This window comes from Mesorhizobium sp. XAP4, from assembly GCF_029269325.1.
Classification (GTDB): domain Bacteria; phylum Pseudomonadota; class Alphaproteobacteria; order Rhizobiales; family Rhizobiaceae; genus Mesorhizobium; species Mesorhizobium ciceri.
Map to the genome: position 1 here is coordinate 23,936 of NZ_JARIXW010000006.1, position 25,436 is coordinate 49,371.

The following is a 25,436-nucleotide window of genomic DNA, read 5'->3' on the forward strand; positions in this document are numbered from 1 at the left end:
ACTTCAGGCGCAGTCATGGCGTGGCATTACTCGTTTCAGGGGAAAATCGCCACCCCGGCATGGTCCAAGCCCAAACTACACGATTGAGCCAGATGGGGAGGTGACGCTCAGTTTGCCTTTTTCGCCGGCGGGCGCACCGCACCGTCCTTGATCAACCGGTCGATATGCATGCGGATATGGGCAGCTTCTGCCGCCGTGTTCGCAAGCGCTATGGCGCGGTCGAAGGCGACGCGCGCCTCGTCGCCCCGGTCGAGCTGCATCAAGAGGCCCCCCTTGAGCCCGAAAAAGTGGAAATAGCCGGAAAGCCGTTCTTCCAGCGGCTCGATCATGGCCAGCGCCTCCCCCGGTCCACGCACCTTCGAGACCGCGACGGCCCGGTTGAGCGTGACCACCGGCGACGGCTGCATCTGCTCCAGCAAGCGGTAGAGCAGGTCGATCTCGTTCCAGTCCGTATCCTCGGCCTTTTCGGCCCGCGCATGCAGCGCGGCAATCGCCGCCTGCACCTGGTAAGGGCCGGGCTTGCGATGGCGCAGCGCCTTGTCGACCAGTGCCAGCCCCTCATCGATCATCTTGCGGCTCCACAGGCTGCGATCCTGGTCTTCGAGCAGCACGATCTCGCCGCTTTCGTCGAAACGGGCCGGTGCGCGCGCATGCTGCAGAAGCAACAGCGCCGTCAGCCCCATGATCTCCGGCTCGGTCTGGAACAGCCGCAGCAACAGCCGTGCCAGCCGGATCGCCTCCTCGCACAGCGGCGCGCGGGCCGGCGCCTCGCCGCTGTTGGTCGAATAGCCCTCATTGAAGACCAGGTAGACCATGGCGGCGACGGCGGCGAGCCGTTCCGAGCGCTCGACCGCGCCAGGCGTCTCGAACGGCACGCCGGCGTCCGCAATGCGCGCCTTGGCGCGAGTGATGCGCTGCTCCATGGCGCTTTCGCCAACCAGGAAGGCGCGCGCGATCTGCTTGACGGTGAGACCGGAGACGATGCGCAGCGCCACCGCGATCTGCTGTGTTGCCGGCAGATCGGGATGGCAGCAGATGAACAGCAGCCGCAATATGTCGTCGCGGTAGTGCGCCCCGTCCAGCCGCTCGGCGATATCGCTCTCGGCGTCTTCCAGATCGGAAACCTGGTCTTCATCCGGCATCGGCGCCTGCTTGGCGCGCTTGCGCACCGCATCGATGCCGCTGTTGCGGCCGACGAAGATCAGCCAGGCCGCCGGGTCGCGCGGCGGCCCGTTCTGCGGCCAGTTCTTCAACGCCCTGAGGCACGCGTCCTGGAAAGCTTCCTCCGCCGTATCGAGATCGCGGAAATAACGCAGCAGCGCGCCCATCGCCTGCGGGCGGGCGGCGCTGATCGCGGAGCTGATCCAGGCCATTTCGGTCATGCGGAAACCGTTGTTGGGTTGAAGACCGAAACCGGCCGGATTTCATAGGAGCCGCCGCTCGGGTTGACCTCGGAAAGCTCGCGGGCGAACTCCACCGCCTCGTCGAGATCGGCGCATTCGAGCGTGTAGAAGCCGAGAAACTGTTCCTTGGTCTCGGCGAACGGCCCGTCGATGACGACCGATTCGCCTTTGACCTTCCTCAACGTCGTCGCGGCCGTGGTCGGCAGAAGCCGTGCCACCGGGCCGAGCCGACCAGCCTTGGCGTACTTGTCCTGAACGTCGAGGAGATTGGCCATGACCTCGTCGTCCTGTGCCTTGCTCCAGGAGCAGACGACATCTTCGGAGGCATAGCAGAGGATTGCGTAGAGCATGGCTGGTCCTTTTCTCTGTCAAAGGACGAAACAGTAAGACCGATCCCGACATGACGTCGATAAAAAAATCCAGATGTGACGGATTTGGCCACCGTCGGCCGCGTCGGTCAGCTTTCTCCCAGTTTCAGCCATCGCAGCACGAGAGCTTCCTCGTCATCGAGACCGGCAATCGCCCGTTTGCGCTTGTTGGCCTGCGCCATTTCATCCAGCAACCGTCCCTCGGACCACGCTTCGAAGACCCGCGGATGGATATAGCATTTGCGGCAGACGGCACGCGTATTGCCCAGCCGTTCGGCAACCTTGTCGATGACGCTGTTCATCGCCCTGTTTCGCTGCGCCTGGCTTTGCGGCAGTTCCGTTTGCGCAAACAGCGACGCGGCGTGAATGGTGCCGCCCCAGGTGCGGAAATGCTTCGAACTGAAGGCGTCACCGACCGCCTCACGGATATAGCGGTTGACGTCCTCGGAGCGGACCGGCCGCCTGTCGCCGTCCTCATCGAGATACTGGAACAGCTTCTGGCCTGGCAGGTCCTGCGCGCCACGCACAATCCTGGCGATGCGGCGGTCGGCCAGCTTCAGCTTCCACTCCTTGCCCGACTTGCCCTTGAAGGCAAAGCGCAGGCTTGAACCGACAATATCGACATGCCGGTCGCGCAACGTGGTCAGCCCGAAACTCTTGTTGTCGCGGGCGTAGGCGGCATTGCCGACGCGGATCATCGTGTTGTCGAGCAGCCAGACGACCGCGGCGACGACCCGCTCGAACGGCAAGCCACGACGGCGCAGATCGCTGTCGACCCTGTGCCGCAGGTCCGGCAGGCTCTCGGCGAAAGCGACAAGGCTCGAATATTTGGCACCATCGCGCTCTTCGGCCCATTGCGGATGATAACGATATTGCTTGCGTCCCCGCTGGTCCCTGCCGGTTGCCTGGATATGGCCGTCCGCGTCGGGCGAAATCCACACATCCGTCCAGGCCGGCGGAATGACGATCGCCTCGATGCGGGCCTTGGTGGCGTCCGAAACCGTCCGTCCGTCCGGTCCCTTGTAGGAAAACCCCTTGCCTGTCTTCAGCCGCCGGATACCAGGCTCGGCATCGCTGACATAACTAAGCGACGCATGATCGGCCGAGCTTTGTGCCCCGTTTTTGAACACGCCATCTGGCGATACAGCGTCCTCGCCAGCCGGTCGGCCGGGCGACATTCCGGATTTCTGCAACATGTCGGCTCCACGCGAATTCCGTAGATAAGCCACTGGCCGACCGCTGGTTCCACGCGCCGTCCGAAAACGGTGTCGAGCCTGCCTTCAGGCTTTCTCGAGCACAACCGGAATGACGTCGACAGCCTGCTCGCCGACCTGTCCCCCCGTGGTCTTGAGCACGCCGACGATCGGCGCCACGTCCGAATAGTCGCGGCCGTAGCCGACGGTGATATGGTCGTTGCTGGCCCGCATGCCGTTGGTCGGATCGAATTCCTGCCAGCCTGCGTCGCGCCCGCACCAGACCTTGACCCAGGCATGCATGGCATCGGCGCCTTCCAGCCGGGGCTTGCCCTTCGGCGGGATGGTGCGCAGGAAGCCGCTGACATAGCCAGCGGGAATGCCGAGCCCGCGCAGGCCGGCGATCATGATATGCGAAAAGTCCTGGCAGACACCGCGCTTCAGCCTGAAGGCATCGCTGGCCCGGGTCCGCACCGTCGTCGCCTCGCCGTCATAGGTGAAATCACGATGAATGCGATGGCACAGGTTCATGGCCGTGCTGGCGGCGGAACCGGCGATGCTGCTGCGTGCGTAGGCGGTGATCGCATCGTCGATGCCGGCATGGGTGCTGGCCGTCAGGAAATGGTGCGGTGCATCAGGTGCCAGGGACCGCACCGCGGCGAGTTCCTGCCTGAGCCGGGCGAGATCGGGCGACACGTCGAGCCCGGGCTCGGGCCGAGACACCGACACGCGGGCGCTCATCCTGATATCGAGCGCATCATGCGCATCGCGAAAGGCGATCGAGGTGACGTTGTTGCCGAAGAAATCGGAAAAGTCGGAACGCTCGTTGGGCGCCGGCGCAAAGGACAGTGATGCGGCGATGACGCGCTGCACGCCTGATATCGTCGACGGCAGCACACGCACCTGATGACGACCGCCGCCGGCAGCGGAAGCGTAAGCATAGTGGAGATGAAGCCTGATATCGTAGAGCATGATTATCCGAAATAGGCTTTGGCGAGGCTGTTGTAGAGGCCGCCGATTTCGTGGGCGAGCTCGTCCAGCGCCTTTGCCGTCATATCCGAAGGCTCCTTGATGGCGATCTGGGTGTTGAGCTGCAGGATTTCCTTCGCCGCCGGCGACATTTGCCCCTCGCCGCCGAGCGACGGCAACAGGCCGATTTCGGCTTTCAGCCTTTCGAGTTGGAACAGGATCGAGCGCGGGTTAAGCGGATCGAGCGCCAGCAGGTCGATCACCGTGCGCCGGCCAGCCTGCACCGGATATTGGCGGCGATGGGTCATCACGCTGTCGCCGATCTCCAGCATCATGTCGAGCGCGCCGTCCGGCGCCTTGGCGCTGGTCAGCCGCGACAGCGTGCGGGAGATCTGGATGCCGCGCTCCAGCCGGCGGCCGATCTCGAGGAAGCGCCAACCGGCGAAGCGGTACATGTTCTCGTGCAGCAGGCCGGAAAAGCCGGCGAGCTTACGCAGGATGACTGTCATCGCCCGGGTCGCGTCGTCGCCGGGCGCGACCGTCGTTGCGAATTGATGGATGGTTTTCGACAGGTCCTTCAGCGCCAGCCAGCCATCGGGCGAGAAGCGGTCGCGGATCTGCCCGGCGCTGTAGACCGCGCTATCCAGCGTGCCGATCAGCCCTGACGGGATCGCCGTCTCCACATCGATGCCGAAAGGTTCGAGATAATCCCTGATGTCGGCGAGCAGCGGCATATCCGGGTCGGAAGTTTCGGCGAGCCGCACATGATAGGCGCGCAGGATGCGCACCGTGTCTTCCGAGCGCTCGATATAGCGGCCGAGCCAGGTCAGGTTCTCCGCCGCGCGACTGGGCAGGCTGCCGGGCCTGGTGCGGCTGAAACTGTCGCCTTCCTGCGGCAGCAGCGTCTCGCGCTCCACCGGTTTGTCGCTGACAACCCAGACATCCGCTGCCTGGCCGCCACGCTGCATGGCGATCGCCGTCGGATCGAGCGACAGGCCGATGCGGGCAAAACCGCCCGGCATCACCGTCCAGCCCTCCGGCGTTCGCGCCAGGTAGACGCGCAGGCTCGCTGGCCGCGGCTCCAGCCACCCGCCGACATAGACGGGCGTCGTCGAAAGCGTCACCGCTTCCTGGCCGACAAAATCGCCGCCATCGCGTTCGATGCGCGCCACCAGCTCCGCCCGCTCTCCGGCCGACAGCGCCGAACCGAGCTTCGTTGAATCGTCATCCTCGAAGGCAAGTCTCGTCGATAGCGCCGGGCCGATCACCATGCGATCGATGTTGGCCAGCACATGCGCGCGTTCGGTTGCTTGCCCGCACCACCATGTCGCGACGCTTGGCAGCAGCAATTCCTCGCCCCGCAAGGCCCGTGAAATCTTGGGCAGGAAGGCGAGCAGCGCACGCGTCTCCATCAGGCCGGAGCTAAGCGCATTGACGGTAGCAACCGCGCCCTGGCGGAGCGCCTCGACCAGGCCCGGCGTGCCGATCTGCGAATCCGGGCGCAGTTCGAGCGGGTCGGCGAAGGCGGCATCGAGCCGCCGCCACAACACGCTGATCGGCATCAGGCCGGAAACCGTGCGCACCATGAGCCGGCCGCCTGAAACGGTCAAATCCTCGCCTTCGAGCAGCATGATGCCAAGGTAGCGGGCGATGTAGGCGTGTTCGTAATAGGTTTCGTTGAGCGGCCCCGGCGTGAGGATGGCGACGCGGCCGTCGGTCTCCTTGGCCATGCCGATCAGCGCGTCGCGAAAACGGCGGAAAAAGCCGGCAAGGCGGTGCACATGCATCTCGCCATAGATGTCGGACAGCGCGCGTGTGGTGGCGACGCGGTTTTCCAGTGCGAAGCCGGCGCCGGACGGCGCCTGCGTGCGATCGCCAAGCACCCACCACTGGCCGTCAGGTCCACGGCCGAGCTCGAAGGCGCAGAAATGCAGGAAGTGGCCGCCGGCCGGCTTGGTGCCGACGACAGGCCGCAAATATTCGGGGCTGGCGGCGATCAATCCCGCCGGCAGGATGCCTTTTTCGACCAGCCGGTTCGGCCCGTATATATCGGCGATGGTTTCCTCGAACAGTTCGGCGCGCTGCACGAGGCCGGCGCTGATCGCCGCCCACTCGCTCTCTTCGATGAGAACCGGGACATGCGCCAGCGGCCATTCGCGTTCATTGGCGCCGGCCTTGTCATAGACGCGGTAATAAACGCCGGCATCGCGCAGATACTGGTCGGCGCGGGCAAAGCGCTGGCCGAGCTTTTCAGCACCGAGTTCCTCGAGCGCCTCGACAAAATGCTTCCAGGCCGGGCGAGGATTGCCCGATGCATCGACCATCTCGTCGACGACGCCGTCTATGGGCTGGTAGTGCTCCAGCAGGCTGTGGGTCTGCGGCTTGCCGCGTCCCCTCTTGTGATTCCCCTTTGCCATCGCTGATCAGAGTCTTGCCGGCCGCCGAAGGTCAAGGGTCATCGGGAAATCTTCCGCCGGTTGTTCTTCACGGATCACATAGGCGGATGGCGTATGACCACGCGGTTCGAAGCGGGCGAGCCGCCGAGCTTCCGCCTCGTTGCCATTGACCGGAAAGGTGTCGTAATTGCGCCCGCCGGGATGGGCGACATGGTAGACGCAGCCGCCGACCGCACGGCCCGACCATCGGTCATAGATGTCGAAGACCAGCGGCGTGTTGACCGGCAGCGCCGGATGCAGGCCCGATGCCGGCTGCCAGGCCTTGAAGCGCACGCCTGCCACCGCCACTTCGCGATTGTCAGTGACCTTCATCGGCACGATGCGGCCGTTGCAGACGACTGCGTGGCGCTCCGGGTTCAGCCCTTCGGTCTTGACCTGCAGCCGTTCGACCGAGGAATCGACGAAGCGCACGGTGCCGCCGATCGCGCCTTGCTCGCCCATCACATGCCACGGCTCCAGCGCCTGGCGCAGTTCCAGCTTGATGCCGGCATGCTGAACCTCGCCGCAGAACGGAAAGCGGAATTCGAGCTGGGCGTCGAACCATTCGGGACGGAACTCAAAACCATTGAGCTTGAGGTCGTCGAGCACGTCGAGGAAATCGGCCCAGACATGATGCGGCAGCATGAAGCGGTCATGCAGCGATGTGCCCCAACGCACGAAACGGCCGTCGAGCGGGCTCTTCCAGGCACGGGCAATGATAGCGCGGACCAAAAGTTGCTGCGCGAGGCTCATGCGCGCATTGGGCGGCATCTCGAAGCCGCGGAATTCGACCAGCCCCAGCCGGCCGGTCGGTCCGTCGGGCGAGAACAGCTTGTCGATGCAGATTTCCGAACGATGCGTATTCCCGGTGACGTCGGTCAACAAATTGCGGAACAGCCGGTCGACCAGCCATGGCAAGGGTGCGTTGCCCTGGTCTGGATGCGGCACCTGCGCCATAGCGATCTCAAGCTCGTAGAGCGAATCGTGACGCGCTTCGTCGAAGCGTGGCGCCTGGCTGGTCGGCCCGATGAACAGGCCGGAGAACAGGTAGGACAGCGACGGATGGCGCTGCCACTGCAGCACCAGGCTCTTCAGCAGGTCCGGCCTTCGCAGGAACGGGCTGTCATTGGGTGTCGCACCGCCGACCACGACATGGTTGCCGCCGCCGGTACCGGTGTGGCGGCCATCGATCATGAACTTGTCTGCGCCAAGCCGTGTCTGCCGCGCCTCCTCGTAGATCGCCGTCGTCGTCGCCACGCAATCCTGCCAGTTGGAAGCAGGATGGATGTTGACCTCGATGACGCCTGGGTCAGGCGCGACGCGGATGACGTTGAGGCGCGGATCGTGCGGCGGGCCATAGCCTTCGATGTGCACGGGAAGGCCTATCGCCTTCGCCGCGTTCTCGGCCGCCGCGACCAGTTCGAGATAGTCTTCCAGCGCCTCGACCGGCGGCATGAACACGCAAAGCCGGCCATCGCGCGGCTCGACCGAAAGTGCGGTGCGCACCGCGCCGCCGATCTCGGTGATCTCCTGCTCGACCCGCTCCTGCTGGCCGGTCGCAGCGGTGAACGATGCCGCCTGCTGGCGGCGCGCCATCTCGTCGGCGCCTTCCAGTTCGGCTGGAGCCGGTCCGGCCAGTATGGCTTCACGCGCGGGCAGCGGGCCGCGTGGCAGTGACGGATCGACCGGCACGATATAAGGGAATTGCTCCGGCGGCACATAGGGCAACGTGCCGAGCGGCAGCCGGTAGCCGACCGGTGAATCGCCTGGCACCAGGAACAGCCGGCCACGCCGCGTCTTCCATTTTTCCGAACGCCAGCGCGGATCCGATGCCTGGCTGTTCCAGCGCTGGACGGGGAGCACATAGCCGGACGGTTTGGTCAGCCCGCGCTCGAACACTTTCGCCATGCGGCTGCGTTCTTCCGGATCCTCCAGCCTGGAGTTGGACGGATCGACATTGTCGGGCAGCTTGCCTTCCTTGAGCAGCCATTCGGCCGGATCCTCATAGGCTTCGCTGACCATGGCTTTGTCGATGCCGAGCTCGCCGGCAATCGCGGTGAGCAGGCTTTCGGCCTGCTTCGGGCCGATATCGGCCTCGCTCTTTTCGCGTGCGATCAGCGACGGATCGCTCCACACCGGCTGGCCGTCGGCACGCCAGTAGAGCGAAAAGGTCCAGCGCGGCAGGCTTTCGCCCGGGTACCATTTGCCCTGGCCGTAATGGAGAAAGCCGCCCGGCGCAAAGCGCTCGCGCAGTTTACGGATCAGTTCGTCCGCCTTTTCGCGCTTGGTGGGACCGACGGCGGCGGTGTTCCATTCGGCCGACTCGAAATCGTCGATCGACACGAAAGTCGGCTCGCCGCCCATCGTCAGCCGCACGTCGCCGGCGGCAAGTGCTTTATCGACCTTGTTGCCCAGAGCGCCGAGCGCCTGCCAGCTTTCGTCCGAAAATGGCTTGGTGATGCGCGGATGTTCGGCGATGCGGTCGACCCGCATCTCGAAGCCGAATTCGACATTGGCGAAGCTCGCCATGCCGGAAATCGGGGCCGCGTTGCGGAAATGCGGCGTGGCGGCCAGCGGCACATGGCTCTCGCCGGTGAGCAGGCCCGAGGTCGGATCGAAGCCGATCCAGCCGGCGCCGGGAAGATAGACCTCGCACCACGCATGCAGATCGGTGAAGTCGACGGCGGTTCCGGCTGGACCGTCCAGCGCCACCAGATCGGGCTTCAACTGGACCAGATAGCCGGAAACGAAGCGCGCCGCGATGCCGAGATTGCGCAGGATCTGCACCAGCAGCCAGCTCGAATCCCGGCACGATCCCTTTTTCGCGGCCAAGGTCTCTTCCGGCGAGAACACACCGGTTTCCATGCGCACGATATAGGCGATCTCGCGCTGCAGCCGCGCGTTGAGATCGACCAGGAAATTGACGGTGTTGGCAGCGCTGCGATCCATGGTCTTCAGCAGCGCCGACAGCAGCGGTCCCGCCGGCTCCGGAGTGCGATAGATGGCGAGATCGTCGCGTATTTCTTCCGGATACTCGAACGGAAACGCCTCGGCCGACGGCTCGACGAAGAAATCGAACGGATTATAGACCGTCATGTCGGCGACGAGGTCAACCTCGATCTTCAACTCCGTCACTGGCTCCGGAAAGACGAAGCGGGCGAGGAAATTGCCGTAAGGATCCTGCTGCAGATTGACGAAGTGGTTCGCCGGCTCGACCTTGAGCGAATGGCTCAGCACCTTGGTACGGGAATGCGGCGCCGGCTGCAGCCGGATGATCTGGGGCCCGAGAACCACCGGCCGGTCGTATTTGTAATGGGTCAGGTGGTAGACGGCTGCCAGAATTGCCATGGGGCCCCGGAATTCAGCGTTTCAAACGATTTCGCTGAACCCTGACACATCTGGCGACCATTCTCCAAGCAGAGATGTTGCGGTGCACCTAATTTAAGCAACGGTTACCGGCTCAGAAAAATGCCTGCAACCCCGTCTGCGCCCTTCCCAGGATCAGCGCATGCACGTCATGCGTGCCTTCATAGGTGTTGACCGTCTCCAGGTTCTGCGCGTGGCGCATGACGTGGTAGCCGATCTGGATGCCGTTGCCGCCATGCATGTCGCGGGCCTGGCGGGCGATGTCCAGCGCCTTGCCGCAATTGTTGCGCTTGACGATCGAGATCATTTCCGGCGCCATCTTGCCTTCATCCAGCAGCCGCCCGACGCGCAAGGACGCCTGCAATCCCAACGCAATTTCGGTCTGCATGTCGGCAAGCTTCTTCTGGTAGAGCTGCGTCCCGGCCAGCGGCTTGCCGAACTGCTTGCGGTCGAGACCGTATTGGCGGGCGCGGTGCCAGCAATCCTCGGCGGCGCCCATCGAGCCCCAGGAAATGCCAAAGCGAGCCCGGTTGAGGCATCCGAACGGTCCGCCAAGGCCCTTTGCGTTGGGCAGCAGCGCGTCCTCGCCGACCTCGACGCCTTCCATCACCACTTCGCCGGTGATCGACGCCCGCAGCGACAGCTTGCCGCCGATCTTCGGCGCCGAAAGCCCTTTCATGCCCTTTTCCAGCACGAAGCCACGGATCTCGTCCTTGCCGTTCTCCCCCTTCAGCTTCGCCCAGACGACGAACACATCGGCGACGGGCGCGTTGGAAATCCACATCTTCGAACCGGACAGCTTGTAGCCGTTGGCGGTCTTCTCGGCGCGCGTCTTCATACCGCCCGGGTCGGAGCCTGCATCCGGCTCGGTCAGGCCGAAACAGCCGATCCACTCGCCGCTGGCGAGCTTGGGCAGGTACTTCTTGCGCTGTTCGTCCGAGCCATAGGCATAGATCGGATACATCACCAGCGACGACTGCACTGACATCATCGACCGATAGCCGGAATCGACGCGCTCTACTTCGCGTGCGACCAGCCCATAGGTGACGTAGTTCGCGCCAAGCCCGCCGAATTCTTCAGGGATGTTGATGCCGAGCAGGCCGGCCTCGCCCATTTCACGGAAGATCGCGGTGTCGAAGGTCTCGTTGAGGTAGGCGTCCTCGATCCGCGGCGCCAGTCTGTCGGCGGCGAAGGCGGCCGCCCCGTCGCGCACCATGCGCTCGTCTTCCGAAAGCTGGCCCTCGATCAGGAACGGGTCTTCCCAGACGAATGCGTTCTTGTCGGCGGCCATGACGTTCTCCCAAACCAATGCATGTCGCTCAAAACGATGACACGCATGAAGCAAAATGTTGGCCCGTTCTATCGGCCTGTGCCTCGAAAAAATCAAACGAAATTGATTCACCGATCAATGAGCATTAGGAATGGATCATGAGTGTCCAGCGCCGCCTTTTGCCCAACATCAGCGCCCTTGCCGCCTTCGAGGCTGTGGCCCGGCTCGGCAGTTTCACCGCCGCCGCCCAGGAGCTCGATCTGACCCAGGGCGCGGTCAGCCGCCAGATCAAACTTCTGGAAGATCAGTTCGGCCGCCGGCTGTTCGAACGCGACAGCCGCAATGTCAGGCTGTCGACATCGGGCGAGATCTACGCCGAGGCGGTGCGTTCAGCACTTGGGCAATTGCGTGACGCAGCCCTTGGATTGATGAGCAATCGGCATAGTGGTATCCTGAACCTTGCCATTTTGCCGACCTTCGGCACGCGCTGGCTGATGCCGATGATCCCCGATTTCGTCGAAAACAATCCCGATATCACCATCAACTTCGTCACCCGCGTCGGCCGCTTCGATTTCGCCAGGGAGAGGCTGGATGCCGCCATCCACTACGGCCTGCCGGACTGGCCGGAGGCCGACTCGACACTGTTGGTGCGCGAAACCGTGGCGCCGGTCGTGTCGCCCGAATTCCTCGCCGGCCGCGCCATCGCCTCAACGGCCGATATCGGCCGCCTGCCGCTGCTGCACATGGCGACGCGTCCTGGCGCCTGGACAGAATGGTTCGAGCATCAGGGCCTGAGCGCGCCGACCGGGCCCGGCATGCAGTTCGAACAGTTCGGCACCGCCGCCCAGGCCTGCATGGCGGGGCTCGGCGTGGCGCTGCTGCCGTTGATCCTTATTGCAGGCGAATTGCAGCGCGGCCAGCTGGTGCCGGCGCCAGGCCAGCCCATGCAAAGCCGCAGTGCCTACTATCTCGTCGTCCCGCACGACAAGCGCGGCCATCCGCCGGTCGCCAGTTTTCGCGACTGGCTGCTGGGTCAGGTCGCACGTCAAATTTGACTTGGCCGGTTTATCAAAAATTGATAATATTGGATAAAGCGAAAGGAGAGACCATGCCTGCAAGCTACAGCATCGGCACCCGCTATGAGACATTGGTTCGCGAGTTGGTGGAAAGCGGCCGCTATGCCAGCGCCAGTGAGGTTATGCGCGATAGCCTGCGCCTGCTGGAAGAGCGCGAAGAACAGCGCAAGGCAAAGCTTGCTGCGTTGCGCGCGGATATCCGCAAAGGCGTGGAAAGCGGCCCAGGTATCCCTGCCGAAGAGGTATTTCAGCGGCTGGAAGCAAAATACCGCGGCGGAAAGCCGTGAACTATGGCGGTCATATTTGCGCCAGCCGCCGCGCAGGACGTCGAAGAGATCAGCGACTACATCCATGCTGAAAATCCGGCTGCGGGTCGGCGCTTCATTGCCGCGCTCAGGGAACGCTGTAGCCGCATTGCAGACGTGCCGCATGGCGGCGTCCCCCGCCCGACCCTATGGCCCGGCCTGCGCTCCTTTGCATTTCATCGCTATGTTATTTTCTACACCACCGACGGCGATGAGGTGCGTGTCGAGCGCGTCTTGCATGGTGCCCGCGACATCCCAACTATTCTTGAGGGAGGACAGCCACTCAATGGCTCTCGAACTCCACGCCTCCCTGTCTCGTTGGGCTGGAACACTCATAGGGCTCGTCGCAGAATAGCTACTTTCGCTTCAGCGCATCCGCCAAAGCAGCACCGAACGCTCCCTGTTGCGCCGGCCGCTCCGGCTGGCGTTGCTGGGGTGCCGGCGAACGTGGTGCCGGCCTGCCGCCACCATTGTTGCGCGGTCCGCTGCGCGGAGCACCACCCTCGCCGCTATCCTTGCGCATCGAAAGCGCGATGCGCTTGCGCTTGATGTCGACGTCCACGACCCGCACCTTCACCACGTCGCCGGCCTTGACCACCTCATGCGCATCCTTGATGAACCGATCGGCCAGCTGCGAGACATGCACCAGCCCGTCCTGATGCACGCCGATATCGACGAAGGCGCCGAAGGCGGCCACGTTGGTGACCGTGCCTTCCAGCAGCATGCCGGGCTTCAGATCCTTGATGTCGTCGATGCCGTCGGCGAAGGTCGCCGTCTTGAAGCCTGGGCGCGGGTCGCGGCCGGGCTTTTCCAGCTCCGCCAGGATATCGCGCACCGTCGGCAAGCCGAAACGCTCGTCGACGAAGACGCGTGGGTCGAGTGCCTTGAGCGCGGCACTATCGCCCATCAACGACCGCACATCGCGCCCGCAGGCAGCGACGATCTTCTTCGCCACGCCATAGGCCTCCGGATGCACCGACGAGGCGTCGAGCGGCTCGCTGCCATTGGCAATGCGCAGGAAGCCGGCGGATTGTTCGAAGGCCCGAGGTCCGAGCCGCGGCACCTTGAGCAAATCCTTCCGGCTGGCGAAGGGCCCGGTCGCATCGCGATGCGCAACGATCGCGTCGGCCAGCGATGCGCCCAGACCTGAAACGCGCGCCAAAAGCGGCGCCGAGGCAGTGTTGAGATCGACGCCGACGGCATTGACCGCGTCCTCGACCACCGCTTCCAGCGAGCGGCCGAGCCGGTACTGGTCGACATCGTGCTGGTACTGGCCGACGCCGATCGATTTGGGTTCGATCTTGACCAGTTCGGCCAACGGATCCTGCAGCCGCCGGGCGATCGAGACAGCGCCGCGCAACGACACATCGAGACCGGGGAATTCCGCCGCCGCCGTCGCCGATGCCGAATAGACCGAGGCGCCGGCCTCGCTGACGATCACTTTCAGTGGCTTCGGCCCGCCGTCCGCCGGCATGTCGGACAGCATGTCGGCCACCAGCTTTTCCGTCTCGCGGCTGCCGGTGCCGTTGCCGATCGAAATCAGCTCGACCTTGTGCTGGCGGATGAGCTTGGCGAGTTCCGCCTGCGTGCCACGCACATCGTTTCTGGGCGGAAATGGATAGACCGTCGTCGTTGTCAGCACCTTGCCGGTGCCGTCGACCACCGCCACCTTGACGCCGGTGCGGATGCCGGGGTCGAGCCCCATCGTGGCGCGCGAGCCGGCGGGAGCGGCCAGCAGTAGATCCTTGAGGTTGCGGGCAAAGACGTGGATCGCTTCCTCCTCCGCCCGCTCGCGCAGATCGCGCATCAAATCGAGCGTCAGGTGCAGCGACAGTTTTATACGCCAGGTCCAGCCCGCCACCTCCATCAGCCATCTGTCACCCGCAAGGCTGCCGCCGATGGCATAGGCATCGGCGATCATCCGCTCGACCGGCTTCACCGGTGAGGTGTCATCGGCATCGACCTCGATGTCGAGCGACAGCACTTCCTCGTTGCGGCCGCGCAGCATCGCCAGCGCGCGATGGCTCGGCACATTTGCCCAACGCTCGACATGGTCGAAATAATCGGAGAATTTCGCGCCGGCCTCCTGCTTGCCGTCGACCATCCTGGCGCGCATGAAGGCGCGCTCCTTCATGTAGCTGCGCAATTTGCCGACCAGATCGGCATTCTCGGCGAATTGTTCCGACAGGATGTCGCGCGCGCCCTCGAGCGCCGCCTTGGTATCGGCCACCTCTTCGCTGACATAGGCCAGCGCCAGTTCGGCAGGCACCAATGAGCGGTTCGCCAAGATGGCTTCGGCCAGCGGCCCCAGCCCGCGCTCCCTGGCGATCTCGGCCTTGGTCCGGCGTTTGGGCTTGTAGGGCAGGTAGATGTCCTCAAGTTCCGCCTTGGTGGTGGCGGCGACGATCTTGCCTTCAAGCTCCTCGGTCAGCTTGCCCTGTTCGCGGATCGAGCCAAGGATGGTGTCGCGGCGCGCGTCGAGCTCGCGCAGATAGGCAAGGCGTTCGGCAAGATCGCGCAATTGCGTGTCGTCGAGCCCGCCGGTGACTTCCTTGCGGTAGCGCGCCACGAACGGCACTGTCGCGCCCTCATCGAGCAGTTCGATCGCCGCGGCCGCCTGTTCGGGCCGCGCGCTGATCTCGGCCGCGATGATGGCTGCAATGCGCTTGATGTCGGATGCCATGTCGTTCCTGCTCTCATCCAAAGAGCGGCGACCATAGGCGCAGACCTCCGGCCCGCCAACCGCCGCGCTTCGATCAGCCCGGCGGGTCCACAGGAAAGCGTGCGCCAATGTGGCGATCGCGGCGCGCCTAGATCAGCCGGCTGAGCGCCTCGAAGAACGCGACGATCTCGATATCGAGCGGATCGTCGACAGGCTCCGGCTGCGACGACATCTTGGCGATCACCACTTCGGTCCTGGGATCGACATACAGCCACTGGCCATGAATACCGATGCCGCAATAGGCGCCGTTCTCGTGTCCAGTCTGGTACCATTTGTTGCGGTAACGGCCCTTGGGAAACAGTGGCAGCATCGCGCCGCGCTGCCAGGCGTCCGCACTGCCGCCAGTGCTGGTCGTGTCGCGCACCCAGGCTTCCGGTACGATGCGGCGGCCATTGGCCATGCCACCTTGCCGCATCATCTCGCCGACACGCGCCAGGTCGCGCGGCGTCACCGAAATGCCGCCGGCCGTGCGCGCCGTGCCTTCCATGTCGACGCCGATCGAGGCTTCGCTGACAGCGCCGAGCGGCAGCCACAGCTTCTCGCGCATCAGGTCGGTGAACCGCTGGCCCGACGCACGCTCGAGCAGCAGGCCGAGCAGGTCGGAATTCGGCGAGCGGTAGCGGAAGGTCTGGCCATGCGGCTCTGCAAGGCGTTGCAGGGTCAGGATGAATTCGCGCAGGCTCTCCGTACCGCCGCCCGGATTCCACAGCGTGGCACGGCGATAGCGGGCGAAAGCACTTTCCGGATCGAGATAGGCTTCCTCGAAATCGAGACTGACGCTCATATCGAGCACATGCCGCACGCTCGCATCGCCATAGGCCGAGCCGGCGGCTTCGGGGATGTAGGCCGTCACCGGCGCTTCCGGGTCGAACACCCCCTCGCCTTCTAGTATGCCGGCAATGATGGCGGTCAGCGACTTGCTGATCGAAAAGATGATGTGGCGGGCGCCGAAATCCATATGCGGCGCGAACCAGTCGCCGACGATCCTGCCGCCTTTCATCACCGTCAGTGCGTCGGTGCTCGAACGTGCGAGAAAATCAGCCACCGTCTCCGGTGTGCCGGCGATCGCGACCTTCTCGCCGAGCAGGCCGCCCATATCGCGCACGGGGATTTCGACAACGCCCGACGTCGCCGCCACCCGGGCGGTCGGCACCAGTTCGCCGAGATTCTGGAACGACCACCGGTTGAACGGGTTCTCGCGCCAATTGGCGAGCACCACCTGGTTGCGCCGGAAGCCATAGCGGGTCTCGAACACGGTTTTGCCGGTCATGGCGTTTCCTTCCGGGTCGTTTCTTCTTTGTGGAGGCTCAGCGAAGTGCCGTGGCGATAGCGTGCACGGCTTTCAGCGTCGCTATGGAATAGGCACCATTGGCGAAATCCGGCCAGGTCGAAAGCTTCACCACGACCATTCCGGTGTTCCAGTCGATATGGATCATCTGACCGAACACGCCGCGGCACATCAGTGCGCGCGAGCGCGGGTCCTCGATCCAGAACTGGTTGCGATAGCTGCCCTCCGGCAGGCTGGGGCTGAAGTCCGGCCCATGCCTGCCGTTGCGCGTGTCCTCGACCCAGCCGGCCGGCACGACGCCGCCACCATTGTCGAGGATCAATTGGCCGAAGCGGCCATAATCGCGCAACGTTGCATTGAAGCCGCCATCGGCCACCGCATAGCCGGCGCTGTCGACGGTGAAGCAGGCGCTTTCGTCGGCGCCGAGCTTTTGCCAGAGCTCTTCCGAAACCAGCTGCGGCAGCCGTTTGCCTGTCACCCGCTCCATGATGAAGGCGAGCACATCGGTCTCGATCGAGCGGTATTCGAATTGAGCCCCGTGCGGGCGGATCGTGTCCTTCAAGCCCAGGATCAGCTCGAACATGTGCGAGGGCCAGCGAAAATCCGGATCGCTGCCCGGCGGCACCGGCTTCCAGCCGGTGGCGACATCGACCTGGCCGATGTCGGAATAGCGGTCGGTATATTCCTCGGAGAAACGCACGCCGCTGGTCATGTCGAGCACATGCTGCACATTGGCGCCGGCCCAGCCGGTGGCGCCGAGCTCCGGCAAATAATCCGTGACCGGCCTGGCCGGATCGATCAGGCGGCGCCCGACCAGTATGCCGAATACCGAACCGGTGACGGACTTGGCCATCGACTGCGACAGGTGCAGCGTGCGCTCACCCATGCCGTTGAAATAGCGCTCATAGGCTATCTTGCCGTCCTTGAGCACCAGAAAACCGTCCGTATAGGTCTCGTCGAGCAGCCCGGCGAGTGTCGTCGGCTTGCCCTCGCTGTCCTCGACCGCCAGCCCGTCAAGATCGACCTCGGCGCGTTCGAGACGGCGGCGATGGCCGTTGCCGCGCCAGACTTCGGCGGTCGGCAGAATTTCACGGATGTGCTGGAACGCCCAGCGGTTCCATGGCGGCCGGTCCCAGTCGAGCTTCGGCGGCACCATGGCGGGCGGCGAGCCCTGCATGATCGGCGGCCGCGGATCGCTGTTGCGATAGGAGTCCATGAAAGGCCATTCCCGGAAAAGAAAAGACCCGGCGGCATGTGCCGCCGGGTCTCTCATGCAGCGATTACTTCTGCAGTTCGGTCCAGATCTTGGTGTAGAGTTCCTGCGTTTCCGGCGGGCACATCTTCTGGAATTCGCCTTTCGGCTTGGCATCGGCCGGAATGACGACTTCCGGCGCATCCTTCATGTCCGCCGGCATGTATTTGTCCGAGCCGGTGATGGCGTTGGCATAGCGGTGGAAGGCCGAGAGGCCCGCCGCGTTTTCCGGATCCATGATGAAGTTCTGGAACAGCTTGGCATTGTCGACGTTCTTGGCTTCCTTCAGAACGACGACGTTGTCGCTCCACAGGCCGAAGCCTTCCTTCGGATAGTTGTAGTGGATAGCCGGATTGGCCAGCCGCTGGCGCAGCGCCGAGCCGTTCCAGTCGCTGGTCGCCTTGAAATCGCCGGCGCCCATCTTCTCGATGGTGTTGTATTCCATCGCGATCCAGTTCGGCTTGGCCGCCACCAGAAGGTCGCGCACCTTCTTCAGCACCGCCTTGTCGTCGGTGCACTGCTGGCCGCCGACATATTTGATCGCCGCGAAGATGACGTCGCCCATCTCCGGAACGACGTTGACCTTGCCCTTTAGCTCGTCTGGCGTGTTGAAGACGATGCCCCAGCTGTCGGCCGGACCCTTGTAGGCATCGGTGTTGACGACGACGCCGATCGTGCCCCAGGCCCACGGCACCGAATATTTGCGGCCCGGATCGAACTCGGGATTGGCCCATTCCGGCGCGACGTTCTTGAAGTTCTCCATCTTGCCCGGATCGGTCTCGAGCAGGAGACCTTCCTTGATCCAGATCGGCACATAGGTCTGCGACGGCACCGCGATGTCGAAGCCGGTGCCGCCCTGGCGAACCTTGGCCAGCGCGGTGTCGTTGGAATCGTAATCGGTGATGGTCACCTTGACGTTGTATTTGGCTTCGAACTTCTTGATCACGTCGGGGCTGGTGTAGTTGCCCCAATTGTAGATGTTGAGCACGCCGTCGGCGCGGGCCAGGCCCGTCGAGGCGAGCAACGCCAACCCCATGGCGGTTGCTGTTGTCTTCCAGTTCATGGTTTTAACTCCCATTTTTCGGTTCAGTCTCGTTTCCTGCTGACGAAGAAAAACAACGTGACGATGGCAACCGAGAGCAGCAGGAAGGCGGTCGATATCGCGTTGATCTCGGGTGTGATGCCGCGGCGGATCTGGCCGAGCATGTAGGTGGGCAGCGTGTCCTGGCCGCCCGATTTGACGAACTCGGTGATGACGACGTCGTCGAGCGAGATGACGAAGGCCAGCATCAGCCCGGCCAGGATGCCGGGCCACAGAAGCGGCAACGTGATGCGCCGGAACGTCTTCCAGGGCGTCGCGTAGAGGTCGGCTGCGGCACGCTCCAGCGTCAGGTCCATATTCTCAAGCCGCGCCCGGATCGGCAAATAGGCAAAGGGAATGCAGAACGCCGTGTGCGCGGCGACCAGATAGCCGATGCCGGAATAACCGGTGAAGATCTTGATGCGCGAGAAGAAGATCAGCAGCGCCACCCCGGTGACGATCTCGGGCACCATCAGCGGCTGGTTGATCGCCGCATACTTGAAGGTGAGGCCGGGATAGGACGCGGTGCGGGTGGTGGCCAGCGCCGCCATGGTGGCAAACATCGTGGAGAGCACCGCCGCGATGGAGCCGATCTGGAAGGAACGCAGCGTGGCATCGACGACCTGCGTGTTCTGCCATGCCGACTGGAACCATTTCAGCGAAAAGCCGCCCCATTCGGAGGTCGAGCTCGCCGCGTTGAAGGCATAGATGACCAGCACGATGATCGGCAGATACAGCACGATAAAGCAGGTCGCGGCGATCGCGCTGAATCCTGGCTGGTGCTTGATGGAAAAGTTCTTAGCCATGACGCACCCCCGATTTGCCGGCATTGCGCACATAGGCAAGCAGCGCCACCATGACGATGATCATGACGGCGATCGACAGCGCCGAGCCGAGTGGCCAGTTGCGGCCCTGCCCGAACTGCAATTCGATCAGGTTGGACAGCATCATGTTCTTGCCGCCGCCAAGCACGCTCGGCGTCACATAGGCGCCAAGCGCTGGAATGAAGACCAGGATGGAGCCGGCGATGACGCCCGGCTTGACCATCGGAAAGATAATCCGCCGCAGCACCTGGAAGCGCGTGGCGTAAAGGTCGTAGCCCGCCTCGACCAGCCGGAAATCCAGCTTTTCCATGCTGGCGTAGATCGGCAGCACCATCAGCGGCAGGTAGACATAGGCCATGCCGATCAGGATCGCCGTGTCGGTATAGAGGATCTGGATCGGCGCCGAGATGATGCCGAGCTTGAGCAGCATCGTGTTGATGATGCCTTCGTTGCGGATGATCTGCAGCACCGCGAAGGTGCGGATCAAAAGGTTGGTCCAGAACGGAATGGTGATCAGGAACAGCCAGAGATCGCGGGTCTTTTCGCTGCGCGTCGCCATGAAATAGGCGGTCGGGAAACCAAGCACCAAGGTGGCGATCGTCGTCACCACCGAGAGCTTGATCGAGCGCAGGAAGATGGTGACGTGGGCGGCGGCGATCGAAAGCGTGTCGTCGAAGATATCGCGTTCCAGAAACACCGCTATCCAGGCTTCCGGCGAGAACTGCCACTTCACGTCGCCATAGGAGCCTGGCGTCAGGAACGAGTAGACGAGCACGATCAGCAAGGGGCCGGTCGCTGCGAGGAAAATGACCAGCAGCGCTGGCGCTGACAAAAGCCAGCGGTCGCGGACATCGCGCCGCTCCGCTGCCTTGGCGACTTCTTCCGCGGTCGCCATCGTCAGTCCTTCAGGACCTGGGCGGCATCGCTGCCGATGAGGATGCCGACCGCGTCGCCCTTCTCGAAACCGCAGCCCGCGCTGCGCGTGTTCTGCTGGCGTACGGTGAAGAGTTCGCCGCTGTCGAGATGAACATGGATGTGGGTGTCGGTGCCGAAATAGACGATATTATCGACCCTCCCCGACAGTTCGCCCTTGGCTTTGGTCAGCTTGGCGTGTTCAGGCCGAACCACGACCGTGGCATTGGGCTTGGGCTGGAAACCCTGGGCCACGGTCGCCTCGATGGTCGCACCGGACTTGAGCGTGGCGCGCGCCTTGCCGTTGGCCATCTCGCTGATGGCGGCCGTCAGGAAGTTGGTTTCACCGATAAAGTCGGCGACGAAGCGTTCGGCCGGCTTGTCGTAGATATCCCAGGGCGAACCGACCTGGAGGATCTTGCCCGATGACATGACCGCGATGCGGTCGGACATGGTCAGCGCTTCTTCCTGGTCGTGGGTGACGAAGATGAAGGTGATGCCGGTCTCGTGCTGCAGCCGCTTCAACTCGATCTGCATCTCCTTGCGCAGCTTGTAGTCGAGCGCCGACAGTGGCTCGTCGAGCAAAAGCACCTTCGGCTGCGGTGCCAAGGCGCGGGCCAAGGCCACGCGCTGCTGCTGGCCGCCGGAGATCTGGCTGGTGCGACGACCGGCGAGTGCCTCCATCTTGACCAGCTTCAGCATCTCGGCGACGCGCGCCTTGATCTCGGCCCTCGGCTTACCCAGCATTTCCAGGCCAAAGCCGATATTGTCGGCGACCGTCATGTGCGGGAACAGCGCATAGGATTGGAAAACGGTGTTGACCGGCCGTTTGAAGGGTGGCAGCGGCGCGATGTCCTGGCCGTAGAGCAGGATTTCACCGGCGGTTGGAAAATCGAAGCCGGCGATCAGCCTGAGCAACGTCGTCTTGCCGCAGCCGGATGGCCCCAGCAACGTGAAGAATTCGTTCTCGCGGATAGATACCGAGACCGTGTCGAGGGCAGCCACCTGCCCCTCACCTGATCCGAAAATTTTGCTGACGTTTACTACTTCAATCGCATTCCGATCCGGTTTGTCCGGCACGATTACGCCTCACTGTTGACCCCGCTCTTGCTGGCGGAGCTCTTCCCCTGTTCGATGTGACCACATGGCCGGTGGGTTGGCAAGCCCGGCATTGGGTCACAGTTCAGTCAGTCATTGAGGCCTGCAAGCCCCATGCCATAGTCAGGCCTGATAGGTGATCTTGCCGCCGCAAATCGTCGTCACCGGCCGCACCTTGTGCAGATCGGCCGGGGCGGTGTTCTCGATATCCATCGACAAAACCACCAGATCGGCCATGTAGCCCGATCTCAGCGTGCCCTTGCGGTGCTCGGCGAATTCGGCGTAGGCGCCCTCGATCGTGTAACCGGCGATCGCTTCATGCAGCGAGAAACTCTGGTCCGGGTCGCTTTCTGCCCATGGTTTGCGCAACACTGCCGCCTGAATGCCCAGGATCGGATCGATCGGCGACACCGGCCAATCGGATGCGAAGACGACATGCGCGCCGGCATCCTTCAAGGTCCGCCAGGCATAGCTCAGCGGCCAGCGTGCCGGCCCGATGCGCGACACCGTCGGCTCCAGCGGAAAATCCATGGCGCCGGGCGGATGCGGCGGTTGCATGGAGGCAATGACGCCGAGTTCGGCGAAACGCGGCACGTCCGAGGCGGTGGTGACCTCGATGTGCTCGACCCGGTGACGGCTGTCGCGCTTGCCGTTCGCCTTCTGCGCCGCCTCATAACCGTCGAGCACCGCGCGCACGGCGCCGTCGCCGATCGAATGCACGGCGATCTGCAGCCCGCGCCTGTCGGCCGCGACGGCCAGATCGATGAATTGTTGCGGCGTGAACAGCGGCTCGCCCACCCAGTCGGGCCGGTCGGCGTATGGCTCGACCATGACAGCTGTCCAGGAGTCGAGCACCCCGTCGTAGAACACCTTGACCATGCCCGACGACAGCCATTCGCTGTTGTAGCTTTCGGCCATACCAGATGCCTTGTCGAGCATGTCGAGCGTCATGAAATTCTTGTAGTGGAACGGGATCTTGACGCGGCAGGGCAAGCCTTCCTCGGCTTCGATCTCGGCCAGCAGCTCAAGCTGGTAGAGGTTGCCGTCCATGTTCTGGATCGAGGTGATGCCGTGGCGGGCGCACCAGGCGAGCCCGCGCCGCATGATGTCGCGGTCGGCGTCCCGCTCGGCCGCCGTCGGCATCGGGTCCGGCTCGCCGCCGGTCGACAGCCCCAGCCGCACCCGGCTTTCGCCGGCAAGGTCGAGCACCGGGCCAAAGGCCTCGCCTTCGCGCAATTCGCCGGCGGCCAGTCCATCGTCACCCATGACAATCTCATTGCCAGGGCCGAGCGTGCGCCCCTGCAGGATGCCGGCCATTTCCAACGCCTTGGTGTTGGCCCACATGGTGTGGTGGTCGGGCGCCGCCATGCAGAACGGACGATCGGGCAAAATGGCGTCGAGGTGATGGCGCGTCACGCGCTCGCTGCCGAGCACGGTGTAGTCGACGCCTTGGCCGACCAGCATCTTCGCGTCGGGCCGGGTAGGCGCATAGTCGCGGATCGCCTTCTGCAGCGCCTCGAAGCCATGGATACCGGTGAGTTGAAGGTGGGCAAGTTCAGCCCCGCCCGAAAACAGATGCATGTGGGCTTCGATGAAACCCGGCAGGACGGAGCCGCCCTTGGCGTCGATTACCTTGGTGGCCGGTCCCTTGAACTCTTCGATGGAGGCGCGGCTGCCGATGGCGATGATTGCGCCGTCCTTGACGGCGACGGCCTCGGCGGTGGGATTGTCGTCGTCGATGGTCAGTACACGACCATTGATGACGATCAGATCCGCATTGTGACCTGCACCTGTGACAGACATCGCGACTCCGCGCTTTTGACGACTGACTGAGACCGACAACCTCTTGGCCAACGACCTGCCACTCCACCGGAGCGGCGCCATGGGACGAAAAAGAATGCCAGCGCGCTGTCTTGGAAATTCCCCTTGTCATCCCAAGAGGCAGCGTGGATAAAGAATGCGACTGATTATTCGCGTTTGTCAACATACCGAATCTGGAATGTATCGTGGACAGCAATCTCCCACCATGTTGAGACCGGGCGGGGAACGAGGACATCGGACGGTGAAGCGCAGTCTCGACCGCAAAACCAGGATAGCGCTCGAACCGCGCAAACAGCCGCGGCAACAACGCTCCAGCAAGGTGGTCGACCGGATTCTCGACGCAGCGCTGGTCTTGACGCGGGAGCAAGGAACCAAAACGCCGACGACGCTCGCCATTGCGCAGCGCGCAGGCTTGTCGGTTGGTTCGATCTACCAATACTTTCCCAACAAGGAAGCCATTCTTCTGGACCTCGCCCGGCGCTGGCTGTCATCCTTTCCCGAGGTGATCGCCAAGCGTATCAAGGTCGCCCCGCCCACCAACCGTGAAGAGTTTCGGCAGGAAGTGCGCAAGCTCTTCATCGACACGTCCAGACTCTACCTCGAAAACGCCAGCCTGATGCCGGTGATCGAGGCCATTTCAGGCAACGCCGACCTCAGGCCGATCCAGAACGAATATGACGAGCAGATCATCGCGCTCTACGCCGCATGGCTGCAGCATGTGAACCCGGCGCTTGAAGACAATGTCGCCAGCCGGCTCGGCGTGCTGATGATGGACGTCGGGCACGCCTGCCGGCTTGTCGGGCTGAAAAGAGACCGCAAGACATACGACCTCATCGAGGACGATGTGGAAAGAATGTGGCTCGCTCTGGTGAGCCCTTATCTCAATCTTGAATCTTGACTGATTTCGCACTTCGAGAGGAATTTATGAAGACTGTTTTCTCCCCCCTTCACGCCGGCCATGCCGGTCAAATGGAACTGGTCACATCAGCCATCGTGCCGGGTTTCGAGAAGCCATCGAGGGCCGAATTCATCAAGGCGCGGGTCGAAAGCGAGAAACTGGGTCCCATCATCGCGCCGCACGAACATGACCTCGCCGCCGCCAAGCGCATCCACAAATCAGACTATATCGACTTTCTCCCGACGGTCTGGCCGCAATGGCTGGAAGCAGGCCTCACAGGCACGGCGATGCCCTTCACCTGGCCGACGCGCGGCCTGCGCGGCGACGTGCCGCCAAAGCGCGTCGACGCGCTGCTCGGCTATTATTCCTTCGATGCCGGCGCCACTTTCGTCGAAGGCACGTGGGCCGCGATCAAGTCTTCCTACGACGTAGCGCTGACCGCCGCCGGCCTGCTCAAGGATGGCGAGGCTTCCGCCTTCGCGCTCTGCCGTCCACCCGGCCACCATGCCGGGGCTGGCTTCATGGGCGGCTATTGCTACATCAACAACGCCGCTGTCGCCGCGCAATGGTTCCGCGACCACGGCGCCAAACGCATCTCGATCCTCGATGTCGACTACCATCACGGCAACGGTACGCAGGAGATCTTCTACGACCGTGCCGACGTCCAGGTGCTCAATCTGCATGGCGATCCGATGGTCGAGTACCCGTTCTTCCTCGGCCATGCCGACGAACGCGGCGCGGGTGCCGGCGAAGGCTTCAACATCAATTATCCGATGCCCTTCGGCACCGACTGGGATGCATGGAACGCCTCGCTCGAGGATGCCTGCGGCAGGCTCGCCGCTTATGCACCGGATGTCGTCATCGTCTCGCTGGGTGTCGATACGTTCGAGAAGGACCCGATCAGCCAGTTCAAGCTGAAGACGTCTGATTATCCCAAGATCGGCCGCCGCATCGCCAGGCTCGGCCTGCCGACGCTGTTCGTCATGGAAGGCGGCTATGCCGTCGAGGAGATCGGCATCAACGCGGTCGGCGTGCTGACCGGGTTCGAGGATCGGTAAATGCCTGTCGTCCAGGAGCATCTGGCGATTTTGGGACAACGACAGGCATAAGCAAAGGACCACCGGGACCGGGCGGCAACATCGCCCGGCTCCCACT

General features: G+C 63.5%; 19 protein-coding genes and 1 pseudogene. 5 read left to right on the forward strand and 15 right to left on the reverse strand.

Translation table 11 applies throughout. The features are described 5' to 3' along the window. Positions 1 to 107 precede the first annotated feature (107 nt). The 7 genes from P3C39_RS24035 to P3C39_RS24065 form a co-directional block, all read right to left on the reverse strand. Complete coding sequence (locus P3C39_RS24035; RefSeq protein WP_024502666.1) at positions 108 to 1,382, reverse strand: RNA polymerase sigma factor; 1,275 nt, start codon at positions 1,380 to 1,382, stop codon at positions 108 to 110. Beyond that, positions 1,379 to 1,753 (reverse strand): YciI family protein, encoded by a 375-nt coding sequence (locus P3C39_RS24040; protein ID WP_013529829.1) that lies wholly within the window; start codon positions 1,751 to 1,753, stop codon positions 1,379 to 1,381. Before P3C39_RS24040 ends, P3C39_RS24035 begins: the two co-directional genes overlap by 4 nt. A 107-nt stretch (positions 1,754 to 1,860) precedes the next feature. Beyond that, a complete protein-coding gene (locus P3C39_RS24045) occupies positions 1,861 to 2,967 on the reverse strand; it encodes a DNA topoisomerase IB (protein WP_063168907.1) in 1,107 nt (368 codons plus the stop codon). An 84-nt stretch (positions 2,968 to 3,051) separates the two neighbouring features. Beyond that, on the reverse strand, positions 3,052 to 3,936 hold the full coding sequence (locus P3C39_RS24050) for a transglutaminase family protein (RefSeq protein ID WP_275954436.1): 885 nt from the start codon (positions 3,934 to 3,936) through the stop codon (positions 3,052 to 3,054). A 2-nt stretch (positions 3,937 to 3,938) separates the two neighbouring features. After that, the gene (locus P3C39_RS24055) at positions 3,939 to 6,350 is read right to left on the reverse strand and encodes a circularly permuted type 2 ATP-grasp protein (protein ID WP_275954437.1); all 2,412 of its coding nucleotides are present in this window, start codon (positions 6,348 to 6,350) and stop codon (positions 3,939 to 3,941) included. Between the two features lie 6 nt (positions 6,351 to 6,356). Further along, on the reverse strand, positions 6,357 to 9,716 hold the full coding sequence (locus P3C39_RS24060; RefSeq protein ID WP_275954438.1) for a transglutaminase family protein: 3,360 nt from the start codon (positions 9,714 to 9,716) through the stop codon (positions 6,357 to 6,359). Positions 9,717 to 9,828: 112 nt separating this feature from the next. Next, entirely contained in the window at positions 9,829 to 11,025 is a 1,197-nt protein-coding gene (locus P3C39_RS24065) for an acyl-CoA dehydrogenase (protein ID WP_013529824.1), read from the reverse strand. A 137-nt stretch (positions 11,026 to 11,162) separates the two neighbouring features. On the opposite strand from P3C39_RS24065, the gene P3C39_RS24070 reads away from it, so the two are divergent. From P3C39_RS24070 to P3C39_RS24080, 3 genes and pseudogenes are all read left to right on the forward strand, one after another. Beyond that, complete coding sequence (locus tag P3C39_RS24070; protein ID WP_275954439.1) at positions 11,163 to 12,059, forward strand: LysR family transcriptional regulator; 897 nt, start codon at positions 11,163 to 11,165, stop codon at positions 12,057 to 12,059. Between the two features lie 53 nt (positions 12,060 to 12,112). Beyond that, on the forward strand, positions 12,113 to 12,367 hold the full coding sequence (locus tag P3C39_RS24075; protein ID WP_013529822.1) for a type II toxin-antitoxin system ParD family antitoxin: 255 nt from the start codon (positions 12,113 to 12,115) through the stop codon (positions 12,365 to 12,367). Between the two features lie 3 nt (positions 12,368 to 12,370). After that, positions 12,371 to 12,577: pseudogene (locus P3C39_RS24080) on the forward strand (type II toxin-antitoxin system RelE/ParE family toxin); the annotation flags it as partial. A 163-nt stretch (positions 12,578 to 12,740) separates the two neighbouring features. On the opposite strand, the gene P3C39_RS24085 reads toward P3C39_RS24080, so the two are convergent. From P3C39_RS24085 to P3C39_RS24120, 8 genes are all read right to left on the reverse strand, one after another. Continuing rightward, entirely contained in the window at positions 12,741 to 15,068 is a 2,328-nt protein-coding gene (locus P3C39_RS24085; RefSeq protein WP_275954440.1) for a Tex family protein, read from the reverse strand. A gap of 127 nt (positions 15,069 to 15,195) precedes the next feature. Then, positions 15,196 to 16,377: a serine hydrolase gene (locus P3C39_RS24090; protein ID WP_063168912.1), complete on the reverse strand. Its 1,182-nt coding sequence runs from the start codon at positions 16,375 to 16,377 to the stop codon at positions 15,196 to 15,198. Between the two features lie 37 nt (positions 16,378 to 16,414). Then, a complete protein-coding gene (locus P3C39_RS24095) occupies positions 16,415 to 17,611 on the reverse strand; it encodes a serine hydrolase (protein WP_024502675.1) in 1,197 nt (398 codons plus the stop codon). A gap of 64 nt (positions 17,612 to 17,675) precedes the next feature. Beyond that, positions 17,676 to 18,710: an extracellular solute-binding protein gene (locus tag P3C39_RS24100; protein WP_027161445.1), complete on the reverse strand. Its 1,035-nt coding sequence runs from the start codon at positions 18,708 to 18,710 to the stop codon at positions 17,676 to 17,678. Between the two features lie 23 nt (positions 18,711 to 18,733). Continuing rightward, complete coding sequence (locus P3C39_RS24105; RefSeq protein ID WP_275954441.1) at positions 18,734 to 19,534, reverse strand: ABC transporter permease; 801 nt, start codon at positions 19,532 to 19,534, stop codon at positions 18,734 to 18,736. Beyond that, a complete protein-coding gene (locus P3C39_RS24110; RefSeq protein ID WP_013529815.1) occupies positions 19,527 to 20,447 on the reverse strand; it encodes an ABC transporter permease in 921 nt (306 codons plus the stop codon). The genes P3C39_RS24105 and P3C39_RS24110 overlap by 8 nt, the downstream gene beginning before the upstream one ends. 2 nt (positions 20,448 to 20,449) lie before the next feature. Beyond that, positions 20,450 to 21,544 (reverse strand): ABC transporter ATP-binding protein, encoded by a 1,095-nt coding sequence (locus P3C39_RS24115; RefSeq protein WP_027161444.1) that lies wholly within the window; start codon positions 21,542 to 21,544, stop codon positions 20,450 to 20,452. Between the two features lie 141 nt (positions 21,545 to 21,685). Then, complete coding sequence (locus P3C39_RS24120; protein ID WP_275954442.1) at positions 21,686 to 23,365, reverse strand: amidohydrolase; 1,680 nt, start codon at positions 23,363 to 23,365, stop codon at positions 21,686 to 21,688. Between the two features lie 154 nt (positions 23,366 to 23,519). Here P3C39_RS24120 and P3C39_RS24125 point away from each other — a divergent pair, with 154 nt between their 5' ends. Both P3C39_RS24125 and P3C39_RS24130 read left to right on the forward strand, forming a co-directional pair. Beyond that, positions 23,520 to 24,281, forward strand: a complete 762-nt coding sequence (locus tag P3C39_RS24125; protein WP_275954443.1) for a TetR/AcrR family transcriptional regulator — start codon at positions 23,520 to 23,522, stop codon at positions 24,279 to 24,281. A gap of 26 nt (positions 24,282 to 24,307) precedes the next feature. After that, complete coding sequence (locus tag P3C39_RS24130; protein WP_024502679.1) at positions 24,308 to 25,339, forward strand: histone deacetylase family protein; 1,032 nt, start codon at positions 24,308 to 24,310, stop codon at positions 25,337 to 25,339. Positions 25,340 to 25,436 lie beyond the last annotated feature (97 nt).

Coding starts and splice junctions, on each gene's coding strand:
- P3C39_RS24035 (WP_024502666.1), bottom strand. CDS start 1,382: ATGACCGAAATGGCCTGGATCAGCTCCGCGATCAGCGCCGCCCGCCCG.
- P3C39_RS24040 (WP_013529829.1), bottom strand. CDS start 1,753: ATGCTCTACGCAATCCTCTGCTATGCCTCCGAAGATGTCGTCTGCTCC.
- P3C39_RS24045 (WP_063168907.1), bottom strand. CDS start 2,967: ATGTTGCAGAAATCCGGAATGTCGCCCGGCCGACCGGCTGGCGAGGAC.
- P3C39_RS24050 (WP_275954436.1), bottom strand. CDS start 3,936: ATGCTCTACGATATCAGGCTTCATCTCCACTATGCTTACGCTTCCGCT.
- P3C39_RS24055 (WP_275954437.1), bottom strand. CDS start 6,350: ATGGCAAAGGGGAATCACAAGAGGGGACGCGGCAAGCCGCAGACCCAC.
- P3C39_RS24060 (WP_275954438.1), bottom strand. CDS start 9,716: ATGGCAATTCTGGCAGCCGTCTACCACCTGACCCATTACAAATACGAC.
- P3C39_RS24065 (WP_013529824.1), bottom strand. CDS start 11,025: ATGGCCGCCGACAAGAACGCATTCGTCTGGGAAGACCCGTTCCTGATC.
- P3C39_RS24070 (WP_275954439.1), top strand. CDS start 11,163: ATGAGTGTCCAGCGCCGCCTTTTGCCCAACATCAGCGCCCTTGCCGCC.
- P3C39_RS24075 (WP_013529822.1), top strand. CDS start 12,113: ATGCCTGCAAGCTACAGCATCGGCACCCGCTATGAGACATTGGTTCGC.
- P3C39_RS24085 (WP_275954440.1), bottom strand. CDS start 15,068: ATGGCATCCGACATCAAGCGCATTGCAGCCATCATCGCGGCCGAGATC.
- P3C39_RS24090 (WP_063168912.1), bottom strand. CDS start 16,377: ATGACCGGCAAAACCGTGTTCGAGACCCGCTATGGCTTCCGGCGCAAC.
- P3C39_RS24095 (WP_024502675.1), bottom strand. CDS start 17,611: ATGGACTCCTATCGCAACAGCGATCCGCGGCCGCCGATCATGCAGGGC.
- P3C39_RS24100 (WP_027161445.1), bottom strand. CDS start 18,710: ATGAACTGGAAGACAACAGCAACCGCCATGGGGTTGGCGTTGCTCGCC.
- P3C39_RS24105 (WP_275954441.1), bottom strand. CDS start 19,534: ATGGCTAAGAACTTTTCCATCAAGCACCAGCCAGGATTCAGCGCGATC.
- P3C39_RS24110 (WP_013529815.1), bottom strand. CDS start 20,447: ATGGCGACCGCGGAAGAAGTCGCCAAGGCAGCGGAGCGGCGCGATGTC.
- P3C39_RS24120 (WP_275954442.1), bottom strand. CDS start 23,365: ATGTCTGTCACAGGTGCAGGTCACAATGCGGATCTGATCGTCATCAAT.
- P3C39_RS24125 (WP_275954443.1), top strand. CDS start 23,520: ATGCGACTGATTATTCGCGTTTGTCAACATACCGAATCTGGAATGTAT.
- P3C39_RS24130 (WP_024502679.1), top strand. CDS start 24,308: ATGAAGACTGTTTTCTCCCCCCTTCACGCCGGCCATGCCGGTCAAATG.